Here is a 23687-nt window from a genome sequence, read left to right on the forward strand (position 1 = left end):
TCCAGCAGATACCGTCGGGCTTCGGCCAGACGTGGCGGCGGGCGAACGGGCGATGCCGGGCATCGTCACCGCAGCCAGACGTTGGAGTGCCGCAACCGGGACAGGGCGCGGGCATCGCGGCGCGCGGCCGCGTTGCCGATCCGGCTCTGCCTGGGGCGAGGGCGGCGCGACTCCCCGGCTGCCAGGCGGCGCTTCCCGGCGTCCTGGAGCCGCTCCCGCTGGTCCTCCAGCTCCTTCTTCTTGGCCGCCTTCGGCTTCGGTGTCCGGGACCGCTTCCAGATCGGCTGCCAGCTCGGGGACTCTTCGGTAGTGGGCTCCTGGTCCTCATCGAGCGTGGCGGCAATCTCCTCACTGGCTGTGCGGGCTCGGGCGAGGACCTCCTTCAATCCCGGGATCTCCGGCGTGGTCATGCGAGTCCTCCAGAGGGTGTCCGGCCCGGCGCCTGCTGCACTCCGGGTGGCGGAGTGTGTGACGGCGCGGGTGTCGCCGGGGCGGCCTGCGGCTTGAGGCGGTGGGCGACGGCGCGCTCCCGGACGCCGTTCTGGAGCCTGACGGCCATCTTGGCCGCGGCCTCGATCGTGGCGCGGGTCTGCTCCAGCGCGGCAACATCGGTCCCCTGCTGCTGCTCCTGGGCGCGGCCGGCCTTCCGGTCCGTACGCGAGAGCTGCGGGCCGGACCTCGAGGCGCTGGGCACGGCGACGGTGTGCGGGCGGGGGCGGGAGCCCAGGCGCTCCGAGCGGCGCACCGCGTGAACCCGGGCGGAGAGCGCTCTGGCGGCGAGCCGGGCCCGCGCGTAGAGGGGAAGCATCCGGTTGCGGGTCAGCGGGCGCAGCACGGCCTGGTCGTCGGTGTCGCGCGGGTACAGGGCGTGCAGGTCGGCGGTCATGGTGAAGCCCCGGCCGACGGGGCGGGTGTAGTCGTCGACCACGGTCTGCACGATCGTCTCGTCCAGGCCGGGCTGGTGCGGGCGGCCGCGCAGGGCGTAGGAGAGGTAGCGGCGCGCTTCGGCGAGCAGGTGGTGGCGCTTGAACGCTCCGCGCATCACGTACACCACGGCGACGACGTCGACTGCCGCAAGGGCGACGTCGACCACCGGCCGCACCCGCGCCCACACCGCCGCGGCCGCCGCTCGCGCCCGCTGCGCCAGCCGGTCGATGACGTCGGCGCCGAACGAGGCGATGGCCGACTCCCGCCACCGTTCGCGCAGCTCGGACAGTGGCCGCATGTCCTTGCGCTTGGGCGGGCGCGTCCGGTCGGCGGCCCGGCAGGCCAGGCCGTAGGCGGCCTTCTCCCCCGGTGCGTGCCCGTGCTCCTCCACGTACTCGGCAGTGAGGACGAACAGCGCCTCCTCGATCTGCTGAGCTTAAGTCGATTCCTCATCGAGGACGAGCAATCGTCAAGATCTGTGGATGTGCGCGATCAGCTGATCGCCAGTTGCCACCGGATCTCTCCGTCGTGCCACTGATCGGTGGGGAGGAGTCCGGCTGCGGTCGCGACGGCGGCAGACGCCTTGTGGTCGGGGTGGATGTGGGCGATGACCGTGCGCACCGGATGCTTGCGGAGCCAGGCGACGAGTCCTTGGGCTGCCTCGGTGGCTATGCCACGCCGCTGCCACGGGGTTCCCACCACCCAGGCGATCTCCGCGGTGGCACCGCGGTCATCGGCGGTGATCGTCGCCTGGAGCGTGCCGACCAGGCAGGCCGCGTCGCGGAGCTGGATCACCCAGTTGCACCAGGATTCGGTGGGGTCGGGTGAGCCGGCCACCCAGCGTTCGTATCGAGCGCGCAGGGCCTGGCCGGTGTCCGGAGCGCCCCCGATAAAGGTATGCAGGCCGGGGTCGGAGAGCACAGTGGCCATCTCGTCGGCGTCCTCGGCCTGGAGGGGCAGCACGGTCAATCGGTCTGTGCGGATGGTTTCGGGCCTGCGAGTGATCACGCTGCCTCCTGGTCGGAACGTCCGACGAGTATGCCCCGGTCGAAACGAGCACCGGACCGGACCGGGGCGACGAGGCGGGGTGAGTTCGCGGAGCGCCAGCGGGCCTGCGCGGACTCGACCAGCTTGAACACACATGGCAAAGCGGCGGCCCGGCCCGGCTCAGTCCGACTCCGGTGACAAGGCGGTATCGGCTGTGCGGGGGCGGGCCGTTCCGTATCGGCGTTCCGGGCGGTGCCTATCGTCACTGGTCGAAGTCGGTTTCGCCGTTCCACCGTCCCGGAACGGGAAAAGCCCCTGGCGGTCGAGACATTCGCGTCCATACCGTTCGGGTCGTCAAGGCACCGCCCCGAAGGTTCAGATCGAGCTGACGGGTGAGCGGGCCAAAATCTCAGGATCAAGGAGGTCGCCTTGCGTCGTCTCACGCGCACACTCGGCGTGCTCGGCGGGAGCGCTCTGCTCACGCTCGGTCTTACTCAATCGGCCAATGCCGCGGTCGGGAATCTGCACCTGAACGGACATGTCATCACCGATCCCGCCCGGTCGTCGTGCCATACCGGCGGCGCACTCAACCTCATCGTGCACAACTACACCAACTCCCCCGTGGTGGTCTTCGACCAGCCGGCATGCGCAGGCAACGTGATCGGCATAATGGGGCCGGTCAGCAACGGCTTCTTCCCCAGAGGATTGAGCGTCCGCGTCATGCAGTGAGCTTTCGCCAACCTGAAAAAGCAGGTCAGCGATATGGTGTGACCAGCTCTCGAAGCACTCGCGCTGGTCGTGGGTGGCTGTCTGCGGAGTAGACCGTCTGACAGAGCCGGACGGTTCGCTGGTTTCTAATCGCTGGGGGCAGACGGCCATTCACGATCCGATGCATGGATCCCGAGCTGCTGGAACGGCTTACCGCGCGTCGCGCGGAACTGGATGAACTCGAAGCACAGCCGGCCAAGCAGCTGGCGGAGGTGCGGGCCGAGCGAGACGAACTTGCTGTCGCCGAGCGAGTTTTGGAGCGGGTGAGCGAACAGATTGCTGATGAGCGCGTCTCGGCCACGTCGGTGCCCGCGCAGGTGGGTGGGCGGGCGGTCATGCTGATCCCACACCGCACCTCCGATGTGGAGGAGAACGTGCTTCCGCCGGACTACCAGCGCATTCTCGCCGCCGTGAGACAGGACGCTGGACCGGTCATGGCTCGGCAGGTCGGCGAGATGCTGGGAGTGGACGTCAACATCCGATCCAAGCTCGAACCGCTGCGCGGAAAGCTGGTCAGACTCGCCGACCGCGGCTGGCCCGCTTCCCCCGCCCCAAGCGGCTGGAAGACTTCGACTTCGAGAAGAACCCGAACATCACCCCCGAGGTCGTCGCGGACCTGAAATCCCCGACCTGGGTCCGCGAGGGACGCCCCCTGGTCCTGATCGGGGACTCCGGCACCGGCAAGTCCCACCTGCTGATCGGGATCGGCACCGCGATCGCCGAGACCGGGCTGACGGTCCGCGCCACGACCACGAGCGCGCTGGTCCACGAGCTCGCCGAGGCCGACGCCAACCGCCGCCTGTCCTCCGTGATCGCCCGCTACAGCAAGATCGACCTTCCCTGCCTGGACGAGTTCGGCTACCTCAACCTGGACCGCAAGGGCGCCAAACTGCTGTTCCAGATGTTCACCGAGCGTGAGGAACGAAAAGCCACCGCGGTCGCCACGAACTCACCCTTCACCGAATGGGACAAGACCTTCGGCGACGCCCGGCTCTGCGCGGCCATCGCCGCCCGGATCACCTTCCGCTGCACCCTGATCCAGACCGGCACCGAGTCCTACCGCTTCCAGGCCACCCAGGAAGCCCTCTTCCCAGGACAATGAACCCGGAAGAACGCCCGCCGGGAGAGGCACAGCAATGCACAGCAAGCCGGAGAACAGCGGCATCGAAGGCGATCTGACCTGCCTCATCCCGGCCACCGAAGCACATCTGCCACTGCTCGCCGACTGGTTCGCCGACCCCGCATTCGTGCACAACTGGGGCGGTCAGCCCCTCACCCGCGAGGAAGTCGCCGCGAAGTACACGGGAGGACGCCGCCCCGACGTGGAGTCCTTCCTGATCCTCGCCCAGACCATCCCGATTGGCTATGCCCAGTACGCACCCGCTGGCCCCGGCCAGGGCGGTATTGACATGGTCCTCCTGCCTCAGGCCCAAGGCAAAGGCCTCGGCCCCGACGCCGCCCGCACTCGTCCGGCATCTTCATACGATGCTGGGCTGGACGCAGGTGACCGTCGATCCCGAAGCGTCCAACACCCGCGCGATCCGGGCCTGGGCAAAAGCGGGCTTCCGGGCGGTCAGCCGACAGGGCAGCCACCTGCTGATGGAGTGCCGCCCCGCCCACAGCATCTCGCCGGCGGAGATTCACGACGAGAGCTTCCCGCCCAGGGCCTGAACAAAGACGGGCCCCGGCCGCGTCTTGTCAGGGAGGCAGCCCAGGACCCACCCCCACAAGCTATCGGCACCTCCACGGCTGCGGCTCCGGACACTCCACTCCGCTGGGAAGGTCACCCGATCAGTGGCTCCCGAATTCGCCGGAGACCATCCACCGCACGGCGAGTACATCACCGCCACGAACAGCCCAACCCTGGCTCCCACTCAGACCGGAGTCGTGGCTCCCAAATGACGGCCAAGGCGGACGAACGCGAAGCGTTCTGGGAGTCCTACGGCGCCCTGGACCAGCAAGCACCACCTGATCACCGACCGGCACGGAACACCTCTCGCGGTGTCATTGACCAGCGGAAACCGTCACGACGTGACCCAGCTCTTGCCCCTGCTGGACGCGATCCCCCGCATCCCCGGCCTGGTGGGCCGCCCCCGCCACCGACCACAGCGTCTGTTCGCCGCCCCGGCTACGACTCCGACAAGCACCGACGACTCCTCCGTACTCGTGGCATCACGCCGAAGTTCGCCCGCAAGGGCACCGTCCACGGATCCGGCCTGGGCACGACCAGTTGGGTCGTCGAGCGGACCTTCGCCTGGCTCCACCAGATCAAGCGCCTGCGGATCCGCTACGAGATACGAGCCGACCTCCACCTCGGACTGCTCCAACTCGCCTGCAGCATCATCTGCTTGCGAAGACTCCGAACCTCATTCTGAAATGATCAGTTAGGGCTCGGACGCTGAATCACCGCACGCACCATGTCCGGGCTGACCGGCTACCGGCGACTCAACCATGCTGTGATCAATAAAGCCGTAACTACCTGGCCCTTCTCGGCCTCACCGCCACCCTCTGCTGCGGCAAACGACCCCTCCGACTTTCCACGTAGGGCACAGCCTCAGCACTCGATGATGTTCACCGCGAGCCCGCCCCGGGCCGTCTCCTTGTACTTCACGCTCATGTCGGTGCCCGTCTCCTTCATGGTCTTGATGACCTTGTCCAAGGAGACCTTGTGGCTGCCGTCAGCCCGCAGCGCCATCTTCGCGGCTGTCACCGCCTTCACCGCCGCCATGCCGTTGCGCTCGATGCACGGGATCTGGACGAGACCGCCGACCGGGTCGCAGGTCAGGCCCAGGTTGTGCTCCATGCCGATCTCGGCGGCGTTCTCCACCTGCTCGGAGGAGCCGCCGAGGACCTCGGCCAGGGCGCCGCCCGCCATCGAGCAGGCCGAACCGACCTCGCCCTGGCAGCCCACCTCGGCGCCGGAGATGGAGGCGTTCTCCTTGAACAGCATGCCGATCGCGCCCGCCGCGAGAAGGAAGCGCACGACGCTGTCCTCCTTCTCCGCCTCGGTGCAGCCGTGGGCTGCGAAGTTGATGTAGTAGTGCAGGACGGCGGGGATGATGCCCGCCGCGCCGTTCGTGGGGGCGGTGACGACGCGGCCGCCCGCCGCGTTCTCCTCGTTCACCGCCATCGCGTACAGGGTGATCCACTCCATCGCGTGGGCCTGCGGGTCGCCTTCGGCGCGCAGTTGGCGGGCCGAGTGCGCGGCGCGGCGGCGGACCTTCAGGCCGCCCGGCAGGATGCCCTCGCGCGACATGCCGCGCGAGACGCAGGCCTGCATGACGCGCCAAATGTCCAGAAGGCCGGAGCGGATCTCCGCCTCGGTGCGCCAGGCCAGCTCGTTCTCCAGCATCATCGAGGAGATGGACAGGCCGGTCTCGCGGGAGAGCCGCAGCAGCTCGTCGCCGGTACGGAAGGGGTGTTTGAGGACCGTGTCGTCGGGGACGATTGGGTTCTCCCCGGCCACCGCGTCCTCGTCGACGACGAAGCCGCCGCCGACCGAGTAGTACGTCTTCTCCAGGACCGGGGCGCCCTCGGTGTCGTACGCGAGGATCGTCATGCCGTTGGCGTGGTACGGGAGTGCCTTGCGGCGGTGCAGGACCAGGTCGTCGTCGAAGGCGAAAGGGATCTCGTGCATGCCCAGCAGGTTGATCCGGCTGGTGGAGCGGATCTCCTCTACGCGGGTGTCGGCGCCCTCCACGTCGACGGTCTGCGGCGACTCGCCCTCCAGGCCGAGCAGGACCGCCTTGGGCGTCCCGTGCCCGTGGCCGGTCGCGCCGAGGGAGCCGTACAGGTCGGCGCGTATCGAGGCGGTGTGCGCGAGCAGGCCCTCGTTCTTCAGGCGGCGCGCGAACATCCGGGCGGCGCGCATCGGGCCCACCGTGTGGGAGCTGGACGGGCCGATACCGACCGAGAAGAGGTCGAAGACCGAAATGGCCACGCGTAGCTCCCTGAGTGGAAAGCGATGGGAAGTTTTGGAATTCTGATAAGGAGACGAGGGTGGGCGACCAGAGGGTCATAGCGAGTGCGCGGGCATTGCCAAAATTAGGCGAGGGGTTCCCCCGGCTTGTTCTGACTATTGCTGGCCGTGAAGATCCCGGTTCGAGGGTTACGAAACGAGCCGTACACGATCCGCTTCATTACGTCCGCGCACTCGCTGACCGGCATGTTCATTGGGGGCGAACAAACCGGCTGACCAACAACGGCTAGCCTATCGGCCTTGGCCCTGCAGCGCCTATAGGGGGCCGGGGCACTACGGATACGACAGAAAAAGCACGCCGAACGCGGGATGGCGAGGAACGCGCCGAGGAGCTGCCGCACCGAAGCAATCGCGCTGCTCGCAACCTGGAGCCGCAGTGCCCCGCCGTGCCGGCGCTACACACGATGTTGTTGCGGCTGAGAGCGCAGGCGACGGCTGAGCCACTCCCCTCCACTCGACTCACTCCCCGGGCGCTTCGCTGACGCGGCGCCGGCAGCGGGCAGGGAGCCCGGGCGTCGGAGGAGTGCTTCCGGCACCGGAGTTGAGACTGCTCTCATCACCAGCTCGGCGGTACGGGTTCCCGGCCTCACCGAGGGGTCGTGGCGTCGGCGTTGTGCTCCCAGAGGCCGATCGTGCGCCATCCCAGATTGAAGGCAGCCCAAAAATCCCATACCCGCTGGCCCGAAAGTACGTATACGAACTTTCTTCATCCGGATATTCCGCGCAAACGGCAGTTGTGTACTTTTCAGTTGTCAGTATGACCGGACCCGCACAGACCTTGCACGAGGGGCAGGGTGCTTGCCAGCCTCGGTTGTCTGACACCGTGTACGGGTATGTGGAAGAAGCTGTGCGCGCTGCCTTTCGGGGTCCCGCCCGACAGGTACCGCGCCATATTCCCCGCACCCGGTCATATGTGCTCCGCGGCATGTAGCCGGTAGCTCCTTCGCATACCCGTGCACTCCATACCCACCAGCTGTGGCACCTGACTTGGTCCGGCAGCCCGGCCAACGGCGCGATGCATGCTTGTTCGCAGAGGCTCCCATCTCCGGCAGCTCCGAGGCGGCCGCAGTCCCCCAGCACACAACCTGTCCCGTTGTCATTGAGAGCGGAAGCCTGTATGCCGCCGCGCGGGCGGCGACCCACCCGGGTAGCCGCGTGTAATCTCAGCGAGCGGCTGAATCAAACCGGCTGCTTGGCTGCGGTTGGCGTGTAGGAGCGGAGAGCGAGGACGACAGGGTGGCGACGACACACGGGGCTGTTGAACATTCCGTGGCGCGCGCTCTGGCTCCCGGTGCCGCCGAACCGACTCTTGTTCTGGTGGAAGGTGCCGCCGGCACGGGAAAGAGTTTCCTCCTCAACAAGCTGAGCGCCCTTTCCGAGGCGGCAGACGCGAGGTGCGTGCTGTGGCGGTGCGGAGAAGCCGGAACGCCACTACCGGACCAGCAGTGGGAAGGATCAGTGCTGCTGCTGGTCGACGATGCGCACCGTGCCGGTGAGGAAGAGCAGGAGTGGCTGCGCAGCGTGCTGGCAAGGCCGTGTCCTGGTCTGGCGGCTGTGGTCACCTACCGCCCTGATGAACTGGCTGTGTCAGGGCTGCCTCTGGGGCCACCGGCTGTGGTGTATCCGCCCGGGCTGACAGTCCTGCGGCACCGGATGGAGGTGTGGGACAGGAAACGCATCCGACGTGCTGCGGCACAGGTCTTGGGAGACCGTCAGACGTGGGAGGTGGTGGACAGACTGCACGAGCGGTCCGGCGGAGTTCCCCAAGTGGTGGTGGATCTGCTGTCCGTGATGAGCCGGCGTGGCGACCAGGCGTGCACGGCACAGGATGTGGACGCCTCCGGAGTGCCGGTCCGGCTCGCTGAGCTGGTCTTGGACCGGACCTCATCCCTGCCCTCCGCTCACCGGCCTGTTGTCTGGGCGGCGGCCGTCCTTGATGAGCCCGCCAGCCAGGAGGAACTGGTCTGTGTCTCAGGCCTTCCCGAGGGACAGGGCAACGACGCATTGTTGGCAGCGCTGAAGAGTGCGGTACTGGTTGAGTTGGACTCGAACCGCTACGGATTTCCGGTTCCCCTTGCCGCTTCCGCTGTGCGTGCTTCCATCCTGGGCCCTCTCCGTCGAGGACTGCATGAGCGGGCTGCGGACGTGCTGACCCGCAGACAGCCTGTTCCATGGTTTGCCGTGGCCGGGCACCGCAGGGCCGCCGGCGGAGGACGTGGTTGGCTGCGGGCCGTGGAAAAGGCTGCCCGGATGGCAGTGCAGGCGGGCCAGCACCACCAAGCGGTCAATCTGCTGGAACAGGCCCTGGCCTGCGCCGTGGTCCCGCCTCATGCCCGAGCGCGGCTGGCACCGCTGTTGGCTCGCAGCGCGGTTACCGGTCTGCGTTCGGACCAGACCGTCGAGGTGTTGACCCAGATCGTGCGCGACAACACCCTGCCGGTGGAGGTACGCGGCGAGCTGCGCCTGGACTTGGGGTTGATGCTGTGCAATCAGCTGGGCAGGTTCACCCACGGGTGGCACGAACTCGAGGTCGCCGCGACCGAACTCGATGGGGTCCGGCCCGACCTCGCCGGGCGGGCGATGGCAGCTCTGGCGATGCCGTACTGGCCCGGTCCCGGTATTGATGCCCATCGGCAGTGGCTGCAAAAGGCCATTTCGGCCGCGGATGTGAGCAGGGATGAGACGCTCCGTGCGGCGGTCCTGGCCAACCGTGTCTGGTTCGCCATAAGCTGTGGTGATCACCATGCGTGGGAGCTGGTGGAGGCCCTGCCCGCCGACAGCACGGATCCCACAGTTGTCCAGCACGCAGCTCGCGGTCTGTGCAATGCGGCGGATGCTGCAGTCTGGCTCGGATTCTACGACCGGGCAGAAGACCTGCTGGTCCGGGGCCGTGATCTGTCTTCCCAAAGCGGTGCTCCCTACACCGAGCACACTGCTATAGGGACACAACTACTGCTGAAATGGTGGACGGGCCAGTGGACCGGCCTGGCTGACCAGTGCGAGCGGTTCATCGACGCGACGGCTGACATGCCGGTCATCGCTTTCGACGCCCGTGTGGTGCGAAGCCTGCTCGCTTTCGCCAAGGGCGACTGGGGAGCAACACTGTCCTGGTTGTCCGACAGCAGGATCATTTCCCTGCAGAGCATGCCCACTCCACTGTCCGCGACGGTCTCCGGTGCCCTGATCCGTCTGGCTCTGGCCCGCGAGGACGTGTCCGCCGCGGCGGAGCAAGCCCGCACAGCGTGGGCGGATGCGACGGCCAAGGGCGTGTGGACATGGGCGGCGGAGCTCGTCCCCTGGGCTGTGGAAGCGACCGCACGCGCAGGCGATACCGCTGCGGCCCGGAGCATGGTCCGGGACTTCGCCGACGGCATCTCAGAGCACGACGCCCCCGTCGCCAGAGCCGCGCTCACGTGGAGCAGGGCCGTACTCACCGAGGTGGAGGAATCAGGCGGAGGCGAGGGAGGACACCAGGGTCTGATCGAGGCCGCGAAGCTGTACCGCGAAGCCTCGGAGGCCTACGGCTCGCTTCCCCGCCCCTATACCCAGGCCCTGCTCTGGGAGGCTGGGGCCCGCTGTCTGCTGGAAGTACACGAGCCGGACGTCAGCCAAGCGCACGGGACATCGGCCGGCGAGCTTGAAAGCGAGACCAGTACACCAGCGGACAGCGCGGCCACTGCGGTAGCCCAGGCGGTCGCCGATCTAGAAACCTGCACCGAGCGGTTCAGCGAACTGGGCGCGACCTGGGACACCGCTCGTGGCCGGGCTCTGCTGCGCACCCAGAAGCCGACCAGGAAGGGCCGGCCACCCGGCCGCGCCTCGCACGCCGATCAGCTCACCCCCAGGGAAGCGGAAGTGAGCCAGCTCGCGGCAAGCGGCCTGACGAACCGGGAAATCGCTTCGACCTTGCATCTTTCCCCCCGGACGGTAGAGCAACACATCGCCCGTGCCATGCGCAAAACAGGTGCCCTCTCCCGACAGGACCTCTACCGCCCCCACCCGCCACAAACTCTGCACGGCTCTGACAAGCCCCGGAAGGCCCGATGACAGGCACGCCTTTCGTGGTCTGACGACGATCTGGCGCAGGCAGCGGTCCTTACTGTCCCACCTGGGGCTGTTCCGAAAGGTCAGGATCGCGAGGCGGGGCCAGCGCTCGCTCAACATGTGATGGCGGGCAGCGTTTCAGGCATCTGCGGGTCCACCTCGGTCTTGCCGTCAGGCTCGCCCGGCACAATCAACTGATTCCCGAGCAAGTTGTCCGGCTATCGCCGCGCAATGCTGCCCCTTGTCCGCTACTCCTGCACACGCTCCTCCTGCACCCCTGGCCGGATCCCCGGCATCGTGAAACTGCCTCTGTGCCAGCGCTTTCGGTATCGGACCGGGGCCATCTCACCCACCATGCCGGGGCGTCCAACGAGTGGTGCGGCCCTCCCATGTGCTCCGCCCGCGAGAGCCTCCGCCCGGCGCGCCAGAGCCGGACCCTGCCAAGCCACATTGTTCTGCGTATAGGTAAATCGGATTCCCTTATAGGGCGGGCACCGTACCGAACTTATGGTTTCGGCCAAGCGCCAGACGCCTTGGCGTAATGCGCTGGCCATCCCTTCCGGGAGAGGCCACCCCCCCTTCACCATGGAGCTCCCGTGCGCAAGAAGATCCCGTACATAGCCGCCGGTGCCACAGCAACGATTGTCGGTGCGATGCTGGCCGCACCTAGCGCCGTCGCCACCCCCTCACCCGATCCCACCCCCTCCGAGGGCCGTGTCATAGCCGCCGCCGAGCCCGTGGCGGACCGCTACATCGTCGTCCTCAAAGACAACGGGCTGACGAAATCCGCCGTCAACAAGCGCTCCGAGGAACTGGTGAGCAAGCACGGCGGCAAGGTGCGCTTCACCTACGGAACCGCCCTGAAGGGCTTCGCCGCGGCAATGAGCGCCGAAGACGCCCGTCAGACGGCCGCCGACCCCCGCGTCGCCTACGTCCAGCAGGACGGCATCTCCCACAGCTCCGGCACCCAGACCAACCCGCCCTCGTGGGGCCTCGACCGTGTCGACCAGCGCAGCAACACCCTCGACGGGAGTTACACCTACCCCAACACCGCCTCCAACGTCACCACCTACATCGTGGACACCGGCATCCGGGTCAGCCACGCGCAGTTCGAAGGTCGAGCTTCCATCGGCGCCAACTTCGCCAGCGACTCCTACAACCAGACTTGCATGAACCACGGCACCCACGTGGCCGGCACCGTGGCAGGCAAGGACTACGGCATCGCCAAGAAGACCAAGATCGTGTCTGTGCGAGTCCTGAACTGCAACGACATTGCCTACGACTCCGACCTCGTCAAAGCGGCCAACTGGATCACCGAACAGGCCGCCAAGGACCCCAGCCGACGAGCCGTGGTCAACATGAGCATCAACAGCCGCACCGGCATCACCGTGCCCGCCGAAGACCAGGCGATCAAGAGCTCCATCGCCAAGGGTGTCACCTGGGTGGTCTCTTCCGGCAACGCCGACAGCGACGCGTGCCAGAACTCGCCGGGCAACATCAGGGAAGCCATCGTGGTGAACAACGCCACCAAGGGCGACCAGCGGCGTTCCGACTCCAACTACGGGACGTGCACGGACCTGTTCGCCCCCGGCACCGACATCGTCTCCGCCGCGACGGCGAACGACACCGCCACCGCCACGATGAGCGGTACCTCCATGGCCTCCCCCCACGTGGCAGGTGCCGCCGCTCTCTACCTGTCCGCGAACCCCACCGCCACCGCAGCCCAGGTGCAGACCGCCCTCCTCGACAGCGCCACCCCCAGCATCGTCGGTGACACGCAGGGATCGCCCAACAGGCTCCTGTACGTCAACGGAGGCACCGCTTCGACACCCACAGGCCCGCGCTTCGAGAACACCGACGATTACACCGTCTCGGACAACGCCAGCGTCACTTCCCCGATCGCGGTGACCGGTGTCAGCGGCAACGCTCCCTCGAACCTGTCCGTCACAGTGGACGTCCGCCACACCTACCGCGGCGACGCAAAGGTCGAACTGGTTGCCCCCGACGGCTCCGCCTACCTGCTGAAGGACTACAACAGCAACGATGGCGCCGACAACGTCCAGGCCACCTACGCCGTCAATGCCTCCAGCGAGGTAGCCAACGGCACCTGGAAGCTGCGCGTCACCGACAACTGGAGCAACGACACCGGTTACATCAACGCCTGGTCGCTCCAGTTCTGAGCATCCCCTGCCGCGACAACCATCGTTGAGCGGAGCGTGAGCCGTGGCGAGAGCACTCGTCACGGCTCACGCGCGTCCCAGAGCCCGGCCGGGCCTCCCGACCGGGCCCTGGAGTGGGCTGAGCGGGTCGCTGACGTCAGCGTCCGACATGCTGAGCTGTTCACCGCCGGGGCACAGCAGCCTTCGGTGTCCCGCGCCAGCCCTGCAGTCGGGCGATCGCCGCCAAGGCCGCCGTGCGCTGTGCGTCGGCCAGGCGGGCATCGGCGACAGATCGACAGGCCCTCGCGCACCGCTGGGGCCGAACCGGCACTCGCAGCGAGTGAATGCACGAGGTAGCGCAGCCAAACAGAGGCCGCTCCAACGCGGCACGACCGCGCACAGGAGTGTTGTCCGCCCCCTGGCCAGCCCGCCATCTGGCTGTCCATCTGGGCCCAGCCCACACCCAAGTTCAGGCCCTCAACCCTGCCCAGGGCAGGCAAAGAGACGTCGAGACCCTTGTAGGCGCAGCTGTGAGACCACAACGGTCCCACCACGTGAGCTGCTCAGAGGCAGTCACCGTCCCTCACCCCACACGCCGATCAGCTACTCCAACCGACGCCGCTAAGGCACCGTGCTCCGAGGACATCCGTGGGCCGTGGCCCGGCGTGCGACCCATGGCCTGACTTGCCCATGTGCATAGCAAAAGACTGGAATTCGTGCTGCCCTCGCGAGCCGTCAACGAGACGCTTACTGAGGTGCGTCTGCCTCTGTCGTCTACGGTGCGGAACGAGCAGACCGGTGCCCTGGTAACCACCGTCAGCTATGGCCGGGGCTCCGCAGTAGGCCCAGTCGACGCCAGACTCCGTGAGACGTCCGGCGATTATTGCGACTGCCGGGCAGGGGGGCCCAATCGCCACCACTAGGCGACTGTTGTCGTCAACGATGCTGCCGTCGTATGTGGGCACCAGGGGGCCGGGGACAATGTAACCGGTGTCGCTACGCGGTCGGCGAGTCGGCGAGTCGGCGAAATCGCCAGTAGCGGTGCGGCCATCGACGATGCGGTCGGCCGTGGGCTCGATCCACTTCAGATCATCCGCTGAGGTCATCCCCACCCCAAGCCCAGCAAACGCACCACCCGCGACGCGCGTTAGCGGGACAACCTGTAGGTGAGGGCTCGTAGAGAGGCAACCTACTGTTTTGTCTCTGCGAGCCTTTAGTCGCTTGCCCTGTGGCGCCGGACAGGGATCCCAAAGTGTTGGGCGATCGCCTCGGCCCGACCCGATACCCCGATCTTGCGGTAGATGGAGTGCAGGTTGTTCTTCACTGTGCGTTCGGCTATGCCGAGTTTGCGCCCTATCTGGCGATTCGAAAGACCGGTCACAAGTAGCTGGAAGACTGCCTTCTCGCGATCTGTGAGGCATTGCATTTTGCTGCTGGATATCCCCGTAAACCGGTCAGTGAATTCGAGATCCGACCGGCGTTCCTCAATCAGGATCCTCAACATTCGGGTTATCTCATCGAGCTCCCGTAGCAGCACCCGAAGACTGCACATGAGCTCCAGATGACACGGTTCTTCTTCGTCGGGCATGGCATCGTCCCCCGGGATGAGTCTGTCGCTCACGGACGGGACAGCGGCTCTGGCGCCGGAAGCAGGCAGGGTTAGTGTTCCCTGGTTCGCGGGGCGGTGAACCAGGAATTCGTTCAGCTTCCGATTCCGTGGCGCCCGGTCGATCCATGAGCTGTCTACCTGCGTCCCTACTCGTCAATCCACCCTCGCTAATTATTTTCTACCCCTGCAGCACCTGAACTCACCGGACTGCACTCCACCGCGTGCCGACCCTTACGGGCGTCAAGGCGGGACCAAAGGACCGGGTGCCGTATCGAAGGTACCGAATTTCTAGTGTTTTCGGACACGAAGCTCGGGCACTCGGACTGCACGGAACGAAGCCACTAAACAATACGGGTGAGGAGAATTCATGAATGCTGGTCCTGTGTCTGCTGCCGCCCAGTTACTCGTCGAGCAGGAGCGGCTCATCAGGCAGCGCGATAACGCACTGCTGCGAATAGCTCGCGATGGCCGGGTGAACCGAGAGAACCTCCGTCGCATGGTGCAGGCCGACCAGTTGTGCCTGGAGACCGAGACCGTGACCTACGCAGTACTTCTCACCCGTTTCCCGAGTGGACCGGCAGCCGACCTCTTCACCGGGCTGATTTCCGTTCTACGCTCCGTCAGGCCGAGCCTCGACCGGTGCGCGAAGGCGGTGGGTTCACCCTCCGTCTCCGCTCTCGACCCGGTAACAGCCGCCGACGCGTTCGCCTTCCCCATGGCGGTTTCATGGATGTGCCTGCACGCCGGGCCCGTTGCCGCGGCACTGGCGCTGCGGTCGGACTTCGCGGCCTATGCGCGGGAGTGCCGGGAACTCGTGCGGACGCTGGCCGACGCCGGCCCGAGGGTGCCCGAGGCGTTCCGTGACCACTACAGCGCGCCGGCACCCTCGGAGCTGCTCGACCTGGCCGCCACCGTCGTGGAGGACGGCGCCCGCGAAGGCGACACGTCCGACCACGCCGCGGCGGTCGCCAAAACCCTGCTGGCCGGTCTGGACGGCTTTTGGCGGTTCGCCGCCGGAGCGGAGCGAGCACCAGAAGCCGTCCAGGCCGGCCGGCGAAGCCGACAAGGGTTATGACCGTGCGCGTGGGAATAGCGGGCGGCGGGATCGCCGGTCTGACGCTGGCCTGGTTGCTCGACGAAAGCCATGAGGTGCTCCTGCTGGAGGAGCGGACGAGGCTCGGCGGGAACGCTGAGTCCGTACAGACTATGGCGGACGGCGGTACTCACGTCATCGACCTCGGTGTCAGGGAGACACCCGTCGAGGTGTCTCCGGTCTGGCGGCACATCGCGGCGTCGGCGGGTGTCCCGGCGGGGGATCTCGTGGCGACCACGGCTTCTCGCGTGGTGTTCCGCAAGCACGAGCATCCGGCCCTGTGGGTCTCGGCCGCGGAACCCGCCGACGTGGCACGACCGGTCACGACGGGGGGAGCGGCGTACCGGGCCATGGTCCGTTTCGCCGAGGAATCCGCGCGGTGGGAGACGGAGGGGATGTCCTGGGACGTCACGCTCGACGACCTCCTGCACGCGTGGTCGCTGCCCTCCCCCTCGGTGGAGCACCTGTTGTGCGCGCTGCCGGCTTCACTCCACGGCTGCACGCTGGACGAGGCGAGAACCCTGTCCGCCCGGGCGGTCGGCGCGACCTTCACACCGCCGGACACGGTCCCCCGGACCACGTACCTGCGATCGGGGTCCGCGTCCCTCGTCCATGCACTCGCCGCCGGCTCGCCTTCGGTCAGGCTGCGACTGGGGACCGGCTTGCGGGCGGTGCGCCAGGTCGCAGAGGGCTTCGAACTCGTGGACGGAGCGGGAGCTGTCCACCCGGTGGACGCGGTCGCCCTGGCTCTGCCGGCGGACCACGCCCTGGCAGCACTCTCTGGTCTGGCCGGCACGGGAGCCTGGCAAGCGGCACTGAACGCCGTCGCGTACCGGCAAGTGACCTACGTCCTGCACCGCGACCCGTACGGAATGCCCGAGGACCGGCGCGTGTGGTCCGCCGGCAACACGACGGTGGAGGCGGGCCGGAGCGAGACCACGACCTGGTACGGCCCCTCGCTGGGTGTCGATCTGTTCGTCAGCCAGGTCGACCACCGCGCCGGGCGGCCCCGTGCGGAACTCGCCCGCTCCTCGTTCCGGGCGACGCTCCCCACCCCGCGGGCATGCCGGGCAAGGCAACGGCTGGGCGCGATCGAAGAGGGACAGCGCCTCCTCTTCCTCGGACACTGCACGACCCCGGTGGAAACACAGGAAGCGGCCATGGCATCGGCTTTGGCAGTGGCACATCACCTCGCACCCCGCGGCCCGCGGCTACGGCGGCTGCGCAACTACCTGGAAGGCGGATGACCGATGGGACAAGGAATGCGACAAGGAAGCCGCACCATGGACTCATGGGCCCAGGTGGCCCGGCAGGTGATTCCCTGCATCGACGTGCGTGACGGCGTGGCGACCGACCCGTCCGGGATCCCGGGTCTCGCCGACCCCCTCGACGTCGTCGGCATCGCTGCCGGCTACGCGCACGACGGTGCCGGCGAGTTGTTCCTGGACGTCATCGATCCCTGGACCGCCGTCGGCTATCTGCCCGACCTGCTGCGCGAGTTGCACGGGACGGGCCTGGAACTGCTCGTCTCGGTGCAGCACGGAGTCCTGCCGACGCCCGAGGAGTGCGAGGAGTTGCTGTCCGCAGGCGCGGACGCGCTCTCGGTCAGCACCAGCATGGTCGATGAACCCGACCGCGTGGGGGACACCGCCCGCCTGTTGGGGGGCCGACGGCTCATCGGCGTCGTCAACTGCTCGGGCGACCGGCAGCGTGGATGGCGGACCGTTATTCACGGCGGCGCCACCCGCACCTCGGTGGACGCCCTCACCGTAGCCCGGCGGTTCGGTGAACTGCGCGTGCGCTCGCTGCTCGCCAACAACGTCGACCGTGAGGGCACGGGCATCGGTTACGACCTGGAACTGACCCGCGCCGCGGCCCGGGTGTCCGGGCTTCCGGTCATCGCCTCCGGCGGTGCGGGCTCGGCGGGACAACTGGCGGACGCGCTGCACGGTGGCGACGCCACTCACGTACTCGTCAACAAGGTCGTCCACAGCGGCCGGGAGACGGTGGGTTCGCTGAGCGAGAGCCTGTACCGGCACCTGCGCGGGGAAGCGGGCTGATCGTGCGGGCCGTGGCCTTCCAGGGGTACGGACATCCTGCCCGTGTGCTCCGCCTGACAGACCTCCCCCGTCCCGAGCCGGGGCCGGGCCAGGTACGGGTACGGCTGACCGCCCGTCCGATCAACCCCTCGGACCTCCTGTTCGTCCAAGGCTCCTACGGTCGCGAGGCTCGTTTCACCCCGCGACCGGACGGGGGCATCCGGGAGAGCGGCTGGGCTGTCGCCGGGTTCGAGGGGGCGGGCACCGTGGACACCCTCGGCCCCGGCACCAGGGGGCCCGCACCAGGCACCCGGGTGGCGGTCTCCGCCACGGGAACGTGGCAGGAACACATCTGCGTCCCCGGCACTTCGGTGATCCCGGTCGAGCACGGCGTCTCCACCGAGGCCGTCTGCCAGCTCACCGTGAACCCGTTCACCGCCCACCTGCTCGTGCGTGACCTCGCCCTCGATCCGGGCGCCACGCTGCTCCTCACCGCGGGTGCCTCCGCCGTGAGCCGCATGGTGATCCACCTGGCGAGCGGGCGCGGTGTCCGGTGCCTGCCCGTGGTCAGACACCGCGAACAAGCACACGCGCTGACGCGCCTGGGCGCGCGGCCCCTGACGGCCGGCTCCGCGGGCGCCCTCACCGAGGCGGTACGCGACGCCGTGGAGTGCGGCCAGGTGGACGCGGTGCTGGACGCGGTGGGCGGCGCTCTCGGCGACGCGGCTCTGCGCTCCCTCCGTCCCGCCGGACGGTTCGTCTCCTACGGCATGCTGTCCGGCCGCCCCCTCTCGGTGCGCCCCGACGACCTGGTCTTCCGGCAGGTGAGCGTGTGCGGCTTCTGGCTTCCCGCCCGTATGGAGCGCCTGGACGAGAAGGAGCTGGGCGTTCTCACCGGGGAGGTCCAGGAAGCCGTCGCAAGAGGCCTGCCCGGCCTGGAGGTCGCGGAACGCTACGACCTCGCCGACTTCCGTACCGCGCTCGAACGCACGGGGCGACCCGGACGCGCCGGAAAGGTCCTGCTCACCGGCTGACCGCAACCGGCCCCGCACATCCCGGCCAGTCGACCCAGGAGAGGAGTCGATCATGCCGTCGACGGCGCCCACGCCGAACGGCCGCACCCGTCGGCACGTCCGCGCGTGCGAGGACACCCCTACCGGCGACCTCCGCGACGCCCTGCTCCCGGACCTGTTCGCCCGGCAGGCACGGCGGACCCCCGACAGCGAGGCGCTGGTGTGGAACGGCGGCCGCTGGACGTTCCGGAAGCTGCGCGACCGGGTGTACGGCGCCGCCGCGCACCTGCGGGCTCGCGGCGTGAGCGACGGCGACGTCGTCGCCGTACTCCTTGACCACTCCCCGCAGTCGGTGGTGACCACGCTCGCCGTCCTGGAGGCAGGCGCCGTCCACCTCCCCCTCGACCCCCACACTCCCGGCGAACGGCTGGCCACGATGATTCGGCACGCGGCCGCCAGGTATGTGGTGACCCTGCCGGACGCCACTGTCCCCCCGGCTCTCCCGCTCGTCCGGGTCACCACTCGCGAACTGGAACGGGAGAGGACGGCACGGCCCAAACCGCGCCGGACCGCAGGACGGGTGGCGACGGACGCCGCGTACCTCGTCTACACCTCCGGTTCGACCGGCGCGCCCAAGGGTGTGCTGTGCCACCACCGGGGCCTGGTCCGCTTCGTGACCGCCGACCACCCGGCGGTCCCTAGGCCCGGCGACCGCTTGCTCGCCACGACCAACCCGACGTTCGACGTCTCGTACTACGAGATCTTCTGCACCTTGCTCAACGGTGCCTGCCTGGTCCTCCCGGAACCCGAAGTCCTGCTCGACACCGAGACCTTGCAGCAGTGCCTGCGCCAGCACCGCATCACCACCCTGTGGCTGGCCGCCGGACTGTTCCACGTACACGCCCAGTCGGCACCCCGCATGTTCTCCGGACTGCGCTGTCTGATGGTGGGCGGTGACTCGGTCAGCCCCGGCGCCGTCCGCGCCGTACTGGCCCACGGCGCGCCCACCACCTTGATCAACGGCTACGGGCCGACGGAGAACGGCGTCATCACCACGTCGTACACGGTCCGCGACCTATCCGACGACGCGGAACTCGTCCCCATCGGCACACCGGTGCCCGCCACCACCGTTCACGTGGTCCGGTGCGACGGCAGCCTGGCCCCGGCCGGGGAGGAGGGGGAACTGTGGACGGGCGGGGACGGTGTGGCGATCGGTTACCTCAACGACCCTGAACTGACTGCGGAGCGCTTCGTTCCCGACTGCTTCGGTGAAGATCCGCAGGGCCGCCTCTACCGGACGGGCGACATCGTGCGCCGCCGGGAGGACGGCGTGCTGGAGTTTCTGGGGCGCAGGGACAGGCAGGTGAAGCTGCGGGGCTTCCGGATCGAACTGGACGAGGTCGAGGCCGTGCTGTGCACCCATCCAGACGTCCGGGAGGCCGCCGTCGGCATACTGGGCGAAGGACTGGGGAAACACCTCGGTGCCGTCGTGGTCGCCATCCCGGGCGCTGATGCCACCGCGCTGACCACCCACCTGTACGACCACGCGCGGGACCGGTTGTCGGCGCATATGGTGCCCAGCAGGATCGTCTGCGCCCCCGACCTGCCCCTGACGGCGAGCGGCAAGGCGGATCACGCCCGCCTCCTGACCCTGCTCGCCCAGCCGGAGGCCGGTCGACGCGAGGGCCCACCGCCATACGGCGCGGATGAGAGGGCACTCGAGCGAATCTGGTGCGAGGTCCTGGGCACGGACGCCGTGGGGCGGGGGGACGACTTCTTCGCCCTGGGCGGAACGTCGTTGACGGCTACACACGTCGCCGCGGCAACCCGCCGCCACTTCGGCATCGACCCGGGGAGGGGCAGCGCCCTTGTCCGCGAGCTGCTGGGCAGTCCGACCTTCGGTGGTTTCGCAGAGCGGGCACGGCGACTCGCCGGGCAAGGGACGGCGCGGGCCGCACCCACGAAGCCGGACTTACACGCCGAGGCGCGACTGGACCGGATGCTGCCGTTCACCGGACCGCTGTCCGAATTCGGCCGCTTGGGAAGGGTATTCGTCACCGGCGGTACCGGTTTCGTCGGCGTCCACCTCATCGATCGGTTCTTGTCAGCCGGTGCGGAACATCTCTACTGCCTCGTCCGCGCACGGGACGACACGCAGGGCTCCGCGCGCGTCGCCGCCCGGATGCGGCGTTACGGCCTGGATCCACGACGCCTGGACGGCCGGGTCACGGTGGTCACGGGTGACCTGTCAGCCGAACGGTTGGGAGTGGACAGGGCAACCTGGAGGCGTTTGACACGGGAGAGCGACGTCATCGTGCACTGCGGCGCGCAGGTCAACTTCGCCTACCCCTACGAAACACTGGCTCCGACCAACGTCGGCGGTACCCGCACAGTCATCGAACTGGCGGGCATGCACCGGCTCAAGCCCGTGCATCACATCTCCACCGTCGGAGTCCTCACCGGCCTCGGCCTCGCCGGGGTCCGGCACGTGACGGAGTCCACCCCGCTCGGCCGTCCCGGCCGACTCCCGACCGGTTACACCCAGACGAAATGGGTCGCCGAGAAACTGCTGGCCCAGGCCGCGCGCCAAGGGCTTCCCACCTCGATCCACCGTCCCTCCGAGGTCACGGGTACCGGTGACCGGGGCGTGTGGAACACCGACACCCTGATGTGCGCGCTGTTCCGTACGATCGCGCAGACCGGCACGGCCCCCGACGTGCCGCTGGCGCTCGACTTCGTCCCCGTCGACCACACGGCCGACGTGATCACCAGGGTGATCACCCACGAGAAGCCCGACGGCCGCGTCTACCACATCACCAACCCCGACGTGGCACAGCTGTCCCTCCTCGTGGACCGTCTGCGTGCCATGGACTACCGGGTGCGCACGGTCGGATACCGGCAATGGGTGGCCGGAGTCGTCCGGGCGGTCGACGCGGACCCCCGGCACCCGATGACGCCATACCTCCCGCTGATCGCCGCGCCCGCGACCGACACGGACCCCGCCGTCGAGCCGGCGTATCTGACGAGCACGCTTCCCCGTTTCGGCCGCGACAACACCGACCGTGTCTCGACGGATGCCGGCCTGAACTGCCCGCCGGTCGACGCCCGGCTGATCGACCTCTACCTCGGCCGCCTCCGGGAGAGCGGATACCTCCCGCCACCGCGGGCCACCGATGGCCCCGCCGCCTGAACCGCTCACCACCCGCACCGGCGACGGCCATCCGTCGCCGACCAACCGAAGGGAATCACATGACCACCCGAAGCCACATGGACGCCAAGGCCCTGGCCGACGACGTCCGACAGAGCCTCACGAGCGAGGCCCCCGGCAGTCCGCTCACCCTGGCGCCCGTCACCGAGCCCGGCGTCCTGGAACCGCTGCGTCGTCTGGTGGCGGTCGAGTACCGGGCACACGCGGTGGAACTCGTCGCGTACGGGACCCTGCTGACCCGGTATCCGCACCGGCCCGCCGCCGAACTCTGGGTGACCCTGGCACACATCGTCCACGAGGCCACTCCCAAGTTGCGGGAAGTGGCCCGGGCCCTGGAGATGACCGAGACCGATCTGGTGGGCCGGCCGACGAAGAGCGGCGCCTACTCCTTCCACGGCGCCATGTCCTGGATCGCCGCATGCGGGAGCCAGACCGCGGCAGCCCTGGCTGCCCACACCGACATGCACGTCTACTACTCCGGCGCCACCGCCGTCGCACGACGCCTGCGGGAGACGGGTGCACCGGTGCCGCGAGAGTTCCTCGACTACTACGACGACCCCGGCGACGCCGCCCTGGCAGAACTCGCCCTGACCGTCGCCCAGGACGGCCTCGACCGGGGCGACGATCCGCAGGAAGCGCTGTTCCACGCCCACCGCATCGCAGACGCACTGCTGGACGTCTGGAAGGCCGCGGCGGCCGACACGGTCTGAGCCCGTGACACCCCGGTGCCGGGGCCGCCGCCCCGGCACCGCGTCACCTGTCCAACACCGCCTGTCCGACAAGGAGGCAACCGATGAACGGCATCGACGAACCGGCGTATGAGGTACTGCCGAGCCACCGCAGCGACCCGTTCCGCGCTCACGTGGTCCGGGCCTATGAGGACTCCCCGGGCGACTGGCAGAAAGTCCTGGGCGAGCAACTGCACTTCCAGTGGGGCGTCTTCGGCCACCCGGACTCCCCTCGCCCCGTGTCCCTCGACGAGGCGGGACGCAGGCACTTGGAACGGCAACTCGCCCTCGCCACAGGTGACGGCTCCGGCCACACCACCCCGCGACGCATCCTGGACATCGGGTGCGGATGGGGGGCGACGCTCAGACACCTCGCGCAGGTCTATCCCGACTGCCCGCGCCTGGACGGCATGAACATCAGCGCCCAGCAGCTCGCCCACTGTGCCGGCTTCGTGCGCGACGTGCCCCGGCCGGACCGTGTCCACCTGTATCTGTGCGACGCCGCCGACATCGCCGAGCTGCCCGACCGGGAGCAGCCCTACGACCTCGTGATCGCCCGGGGAGTCATCACGCACCTCCCCCCACAGGTGTACGAAACCGCAGTCGAGGCGCTGGCCCGCCGCATGCGGCCAGGGTCCCTGTTCGTCGTCTCCGAGACGCTCTACACCGAGGAGTTCCTGGACCGTGAGCCGGATCTGCCCGCGAACGCGGACCATCTGGCGCTGCGGCACCGCAAGTCGCTGCGCTACGTCACCGAGGTCCTGCGGGACGGCGGATTCCGGATCCGGGACGACCGGGTGCTGCCCTGCCCGGAGGACGCCGCCCGGTGGGTGCTGGAGCTGAAGAGCAACATCGACGTCCACTTCCCCGAGAAGGCGAGCCCGCCTCTGGAGGCGATCCGGGGCATGGCCACGGATCTGGCCGTCGCCCTGCTGCGCCAGGACGCCTCGGCCCACAGCATCGTCGCCGAGAGGAGCCCCGCGTAGGACAGCCGGTACCGGTGTCCCTTAGCACCGCGCTCAGGGGCCCGCCCGGGCGGCGGAGTGGGACTCCCGTCGGCACGGCGACGCCGTGCGCGGTCCGGTGTTTCGCTCCCGACGTTTCCGCGCGGGCCCCCGCCGGGCCGGCACGCA

Annotated in this window: 16 protein-coding genes and 5 pseudogenes; 14 read left to right on the forward strand and 7 right to left on the reverse strand. The window is 68.4% G+C overall.

Annotation, left to right across the window (positions count from 1 at the left end):
• Positions 1–65: 65 nt before the first annotated feature.
• From ACZ516_RS10770 to ACZ516_RS10785, 4 genes and pseudogenes are all read right to left on the reverse strand, one after another.
• A complete protein-coding gene (locus tag ACZ516_RS10770) occupies positions 66–410 on the reverse strand; it encodes a hypothetical protein (protein ID WP_469009688.1) in 345 nt (114 codons plus the stop codon).
• Positions 407–1360, reverse strand: a pseudogene (locus ACZ516_RS10775) (MobF family relaxase); the annotation flags it as partial. The pseudogene ACZ516_RS10775 and the gene ACZ516_RS10770, both read right to left, overlap by 4 nt.
• 59 nt (positions 1361–1419) lie before the next feature.
• Positions 1420–1935 (reverse strand): GNAT family N-acetyltransferase, encoded by a 516-nt coding sequence (locus ACZ516_RS10780; protein WP_361085584.1) that lies wholly within the window; start codon positions 1933–1935, stop codon positions 1420–1422.
• Positions 1932–2084, reverse strand: a pseudogene (locus ACZ516_RS10785) (IS256 family transposase); the annotation flags it as partial. The pseudogene ACZ516_RS10785 and the gene ACZ516_RS10780, both read right to left, overlap by 4 nt.
• Positions 2085–2343: 259 nt before the next feature.
• Here ACZ516_RS10785 and ACZ516_RS10790 point away from each other — a divergent pair.
• The 5 genes and pseudogenes from ACZ516_RS10790 to ACZ516_RS10810 all read left to right on the forward strand — a co-directional run.
• Positions 2344–2643 carry a hypothetical protein gene (locus ACZ516_RS10790; protein ID WP_361085582.1) on the forward strand — a complete coding sequence of 100 codons (300 nt, stop codon included), beginning with the start codon at positions 2344–2346 and terminating at the stop codon, positions 2641–2643.
• Between the two features lie 164 nt (positions 2644–2807).
• Complete coding sequence (locus ACZ516_RS10795; protein WP_361085579.1) at positions 2808–3302, forward strand: hypothetical protein; 495 nt, start codon at positions 2808–2810, stop codon at positions 3300–3302.
• The gene (locus ACZ516_RS10800; protein ID WP_467466152.1) at positions 3242–3784 is read left to right on the forward strand and encodes an ATP-binding protein; all 543 of its coding nucleotides are present in this window, start codon (positions 3242–3244) and stop codon (positions 3782–3784) included. The genes ACZ516_RS10795 and ACZ516_RS10800 overlap by 61 nt, the downstream gene beginning before the upstream one ends.
• A gap of 34 nt (positions 3785–3818) precedes the next feature.
• Positions 3819–4353 (forward strand): annotated as a pseudogene (locus ACZ516_RS10805) (GNAT family N-acetyltransferase).
• Positions 4354–4638: 285 nt separating this feature from the next.
• Positions 4639–5057 (forward strand): annotated as a pseudogene (locus tag ACZ516_RS10810) (IS5 family transposase); the annotation flags it as partial.
• Between the two features lie 179 nt (positions 5058–5236).
• On the opposite strand, the gene ACZ516_RS10815 reads toward ACZ516_RS10810, so the two are convergent.
• Positions 5237–6622 (reverse strand): L-serine ammonia-lyase, encoded by a 1386-nt coding sequence (locus tag ACZ516_RS10815; protein ID WP_469009689.1) that lies wholly within the window; start codon positions 6620–6622, stop codon positions 5237–5239.
• Between the two features lie 1275 nt (positions 6623–7897).
• On the opposite strand from ACZ516_RS10815, the gene ACZ516_RS10820 reads away from it, so the two are divergent.
• Together ACZ516_RS10820 and ACZ516_RS10825 are read left to right on the forward strand one after the other, a co-directional pair.
• Positions 7898–10708 (forward strand): helix-turn-helix transcriptional regulator, encoded by a 2811-nt coding sequence (locus ACZ516_RS10820; RefSeq protein ID WP_469009690.1) that lies wholly within the window; start codon positions 7898–7900, stop codon positions 10706–10708.
• 650 nt (positions 10709–11358) lie between these two features.
• Positions 11359–12885 (forward strand): S8 family serine peptidase, encoded by a 1527-nt coding sequence (locus ACZ516_RS10825; RefSeq protein WP_469010443.1) that lies wholly within the window; start codon positions 11359–11361, stop codon positions 12883–12885.
• A gap of 728 nt (positions 12886–13613) precedes the next feature.
• Here the strand turns inward: ACZ516_RS10825 and ACZ516_RS10830 are convergent.
• Positions 13614–13931: pseudogene (locus ACZ516_RS10830) on the reverse strand (IS5/IS1182 family transposase); the annotation flags it as partial.
• Positions 13932–14077: 146 nt separating this feature from the next.
• Positions 14078–14452 (reverse strand): helix-turn-helix domain-containing protein, encoded by a 375-nt coding sequence (locus ACZ516_RS10835; RefSeq protein ID WP_469009692.1) that lies wholly within the window; start codon positions 14450–14452, stop codon positions 14078–14080.
• A gap of 403 nt (positions 14453–14855) precedes the next feature.
• Between ACZ516_RS10835 and ACZ516_RS10840 the strand changes: the two genes are divergently transcribed.
• The 7 genes from ACZ516_RS10840 (at position 14856) to ACZ516_RS10870 (ending at position 23540) form a co-directional block, all read left to right on the forward strand.
• On the forward strand, positions 14856–15548 hold the full coding sequence (locus ACZ516_RS10840; protein WP_469009693.1) for a hypothetical protein: 693 nt from the start codon (positions 14856–14858) through the stop codon (positions 15546–15548).
• A 2-nt stretch (positions 15549–15550) separates the two neighbouring features.
• On the forward strand, positions 15551–16813 hold the full coding sequence (locus tag ACZ516_RS10845) for an NAD(P)-binding protein (RefSeq protein ID WP_469009694.1): 1263 nt from the start codon (positions 15551–15553) through the stop codon (positions 16811–16813).
• 36 nt (positions 16814–16849) lie between these two features.
• Entirely contained in the window at positions 16850–17626 is a 777-nt protein-coding gene (locus ACZ516_RS10850; RefSeq protein ID WP_469009696.1) for a HisA/HisF-related TIM barrel protein, read from the forward strand.
• A gap of 44 nt (positions 17627–17670) precedes the next feature.
• A complete protein-coding gene (locus tag ACZ516_RS10855; protein WP_469009697.1) occupies positions 17671–18639 on the forward strand; it encodes a zinc-dependent alcohol dehydrogenase family protein in 969 nt (322 codons plus the stop codon).
• A gap of 52 nt (positions 18640–18691) precedes the next feature.
• Positions 18692–21808 (forward strand): amino acid adenylation domain-containing protein, encoded by a 3117-nt coding sequence (locus ACZ516_RS10860; protein WP_469009698.1) that lies wholly within the window; start codon positions 18692–18694, stop codon positions 21806–21808.
• Positions 21809–21867: 59 nt separating this feature from the next.
• A complete protein-coding gene (locus ACZ516_RS10865) occupies positions 21868–22536 on the forward strand; it encodes a hypothetical protein (protein WP_358913411.1) in 669 nt (222 codons plus the stop codon).
• A gap of 83 nt (positions 22537–22619) precedes the next feature.
• On the forward strand, positions 22620–23540 hold the full coding sequence (locus tag ACZ516_RS10870; RefSeq protein ID WP_469009700.1) for an SAM-dependent methyltransferase: 921 nt from the start codon (positions 22620–22622) through the stop codon (positions 23538–23540).
• The last annotated feature ends 147 nt before the right edge of the window (positions 23541–23687 follow it).

The organism is Streptomyces sp. NPDC034037 (assembly GCF_055575715.1).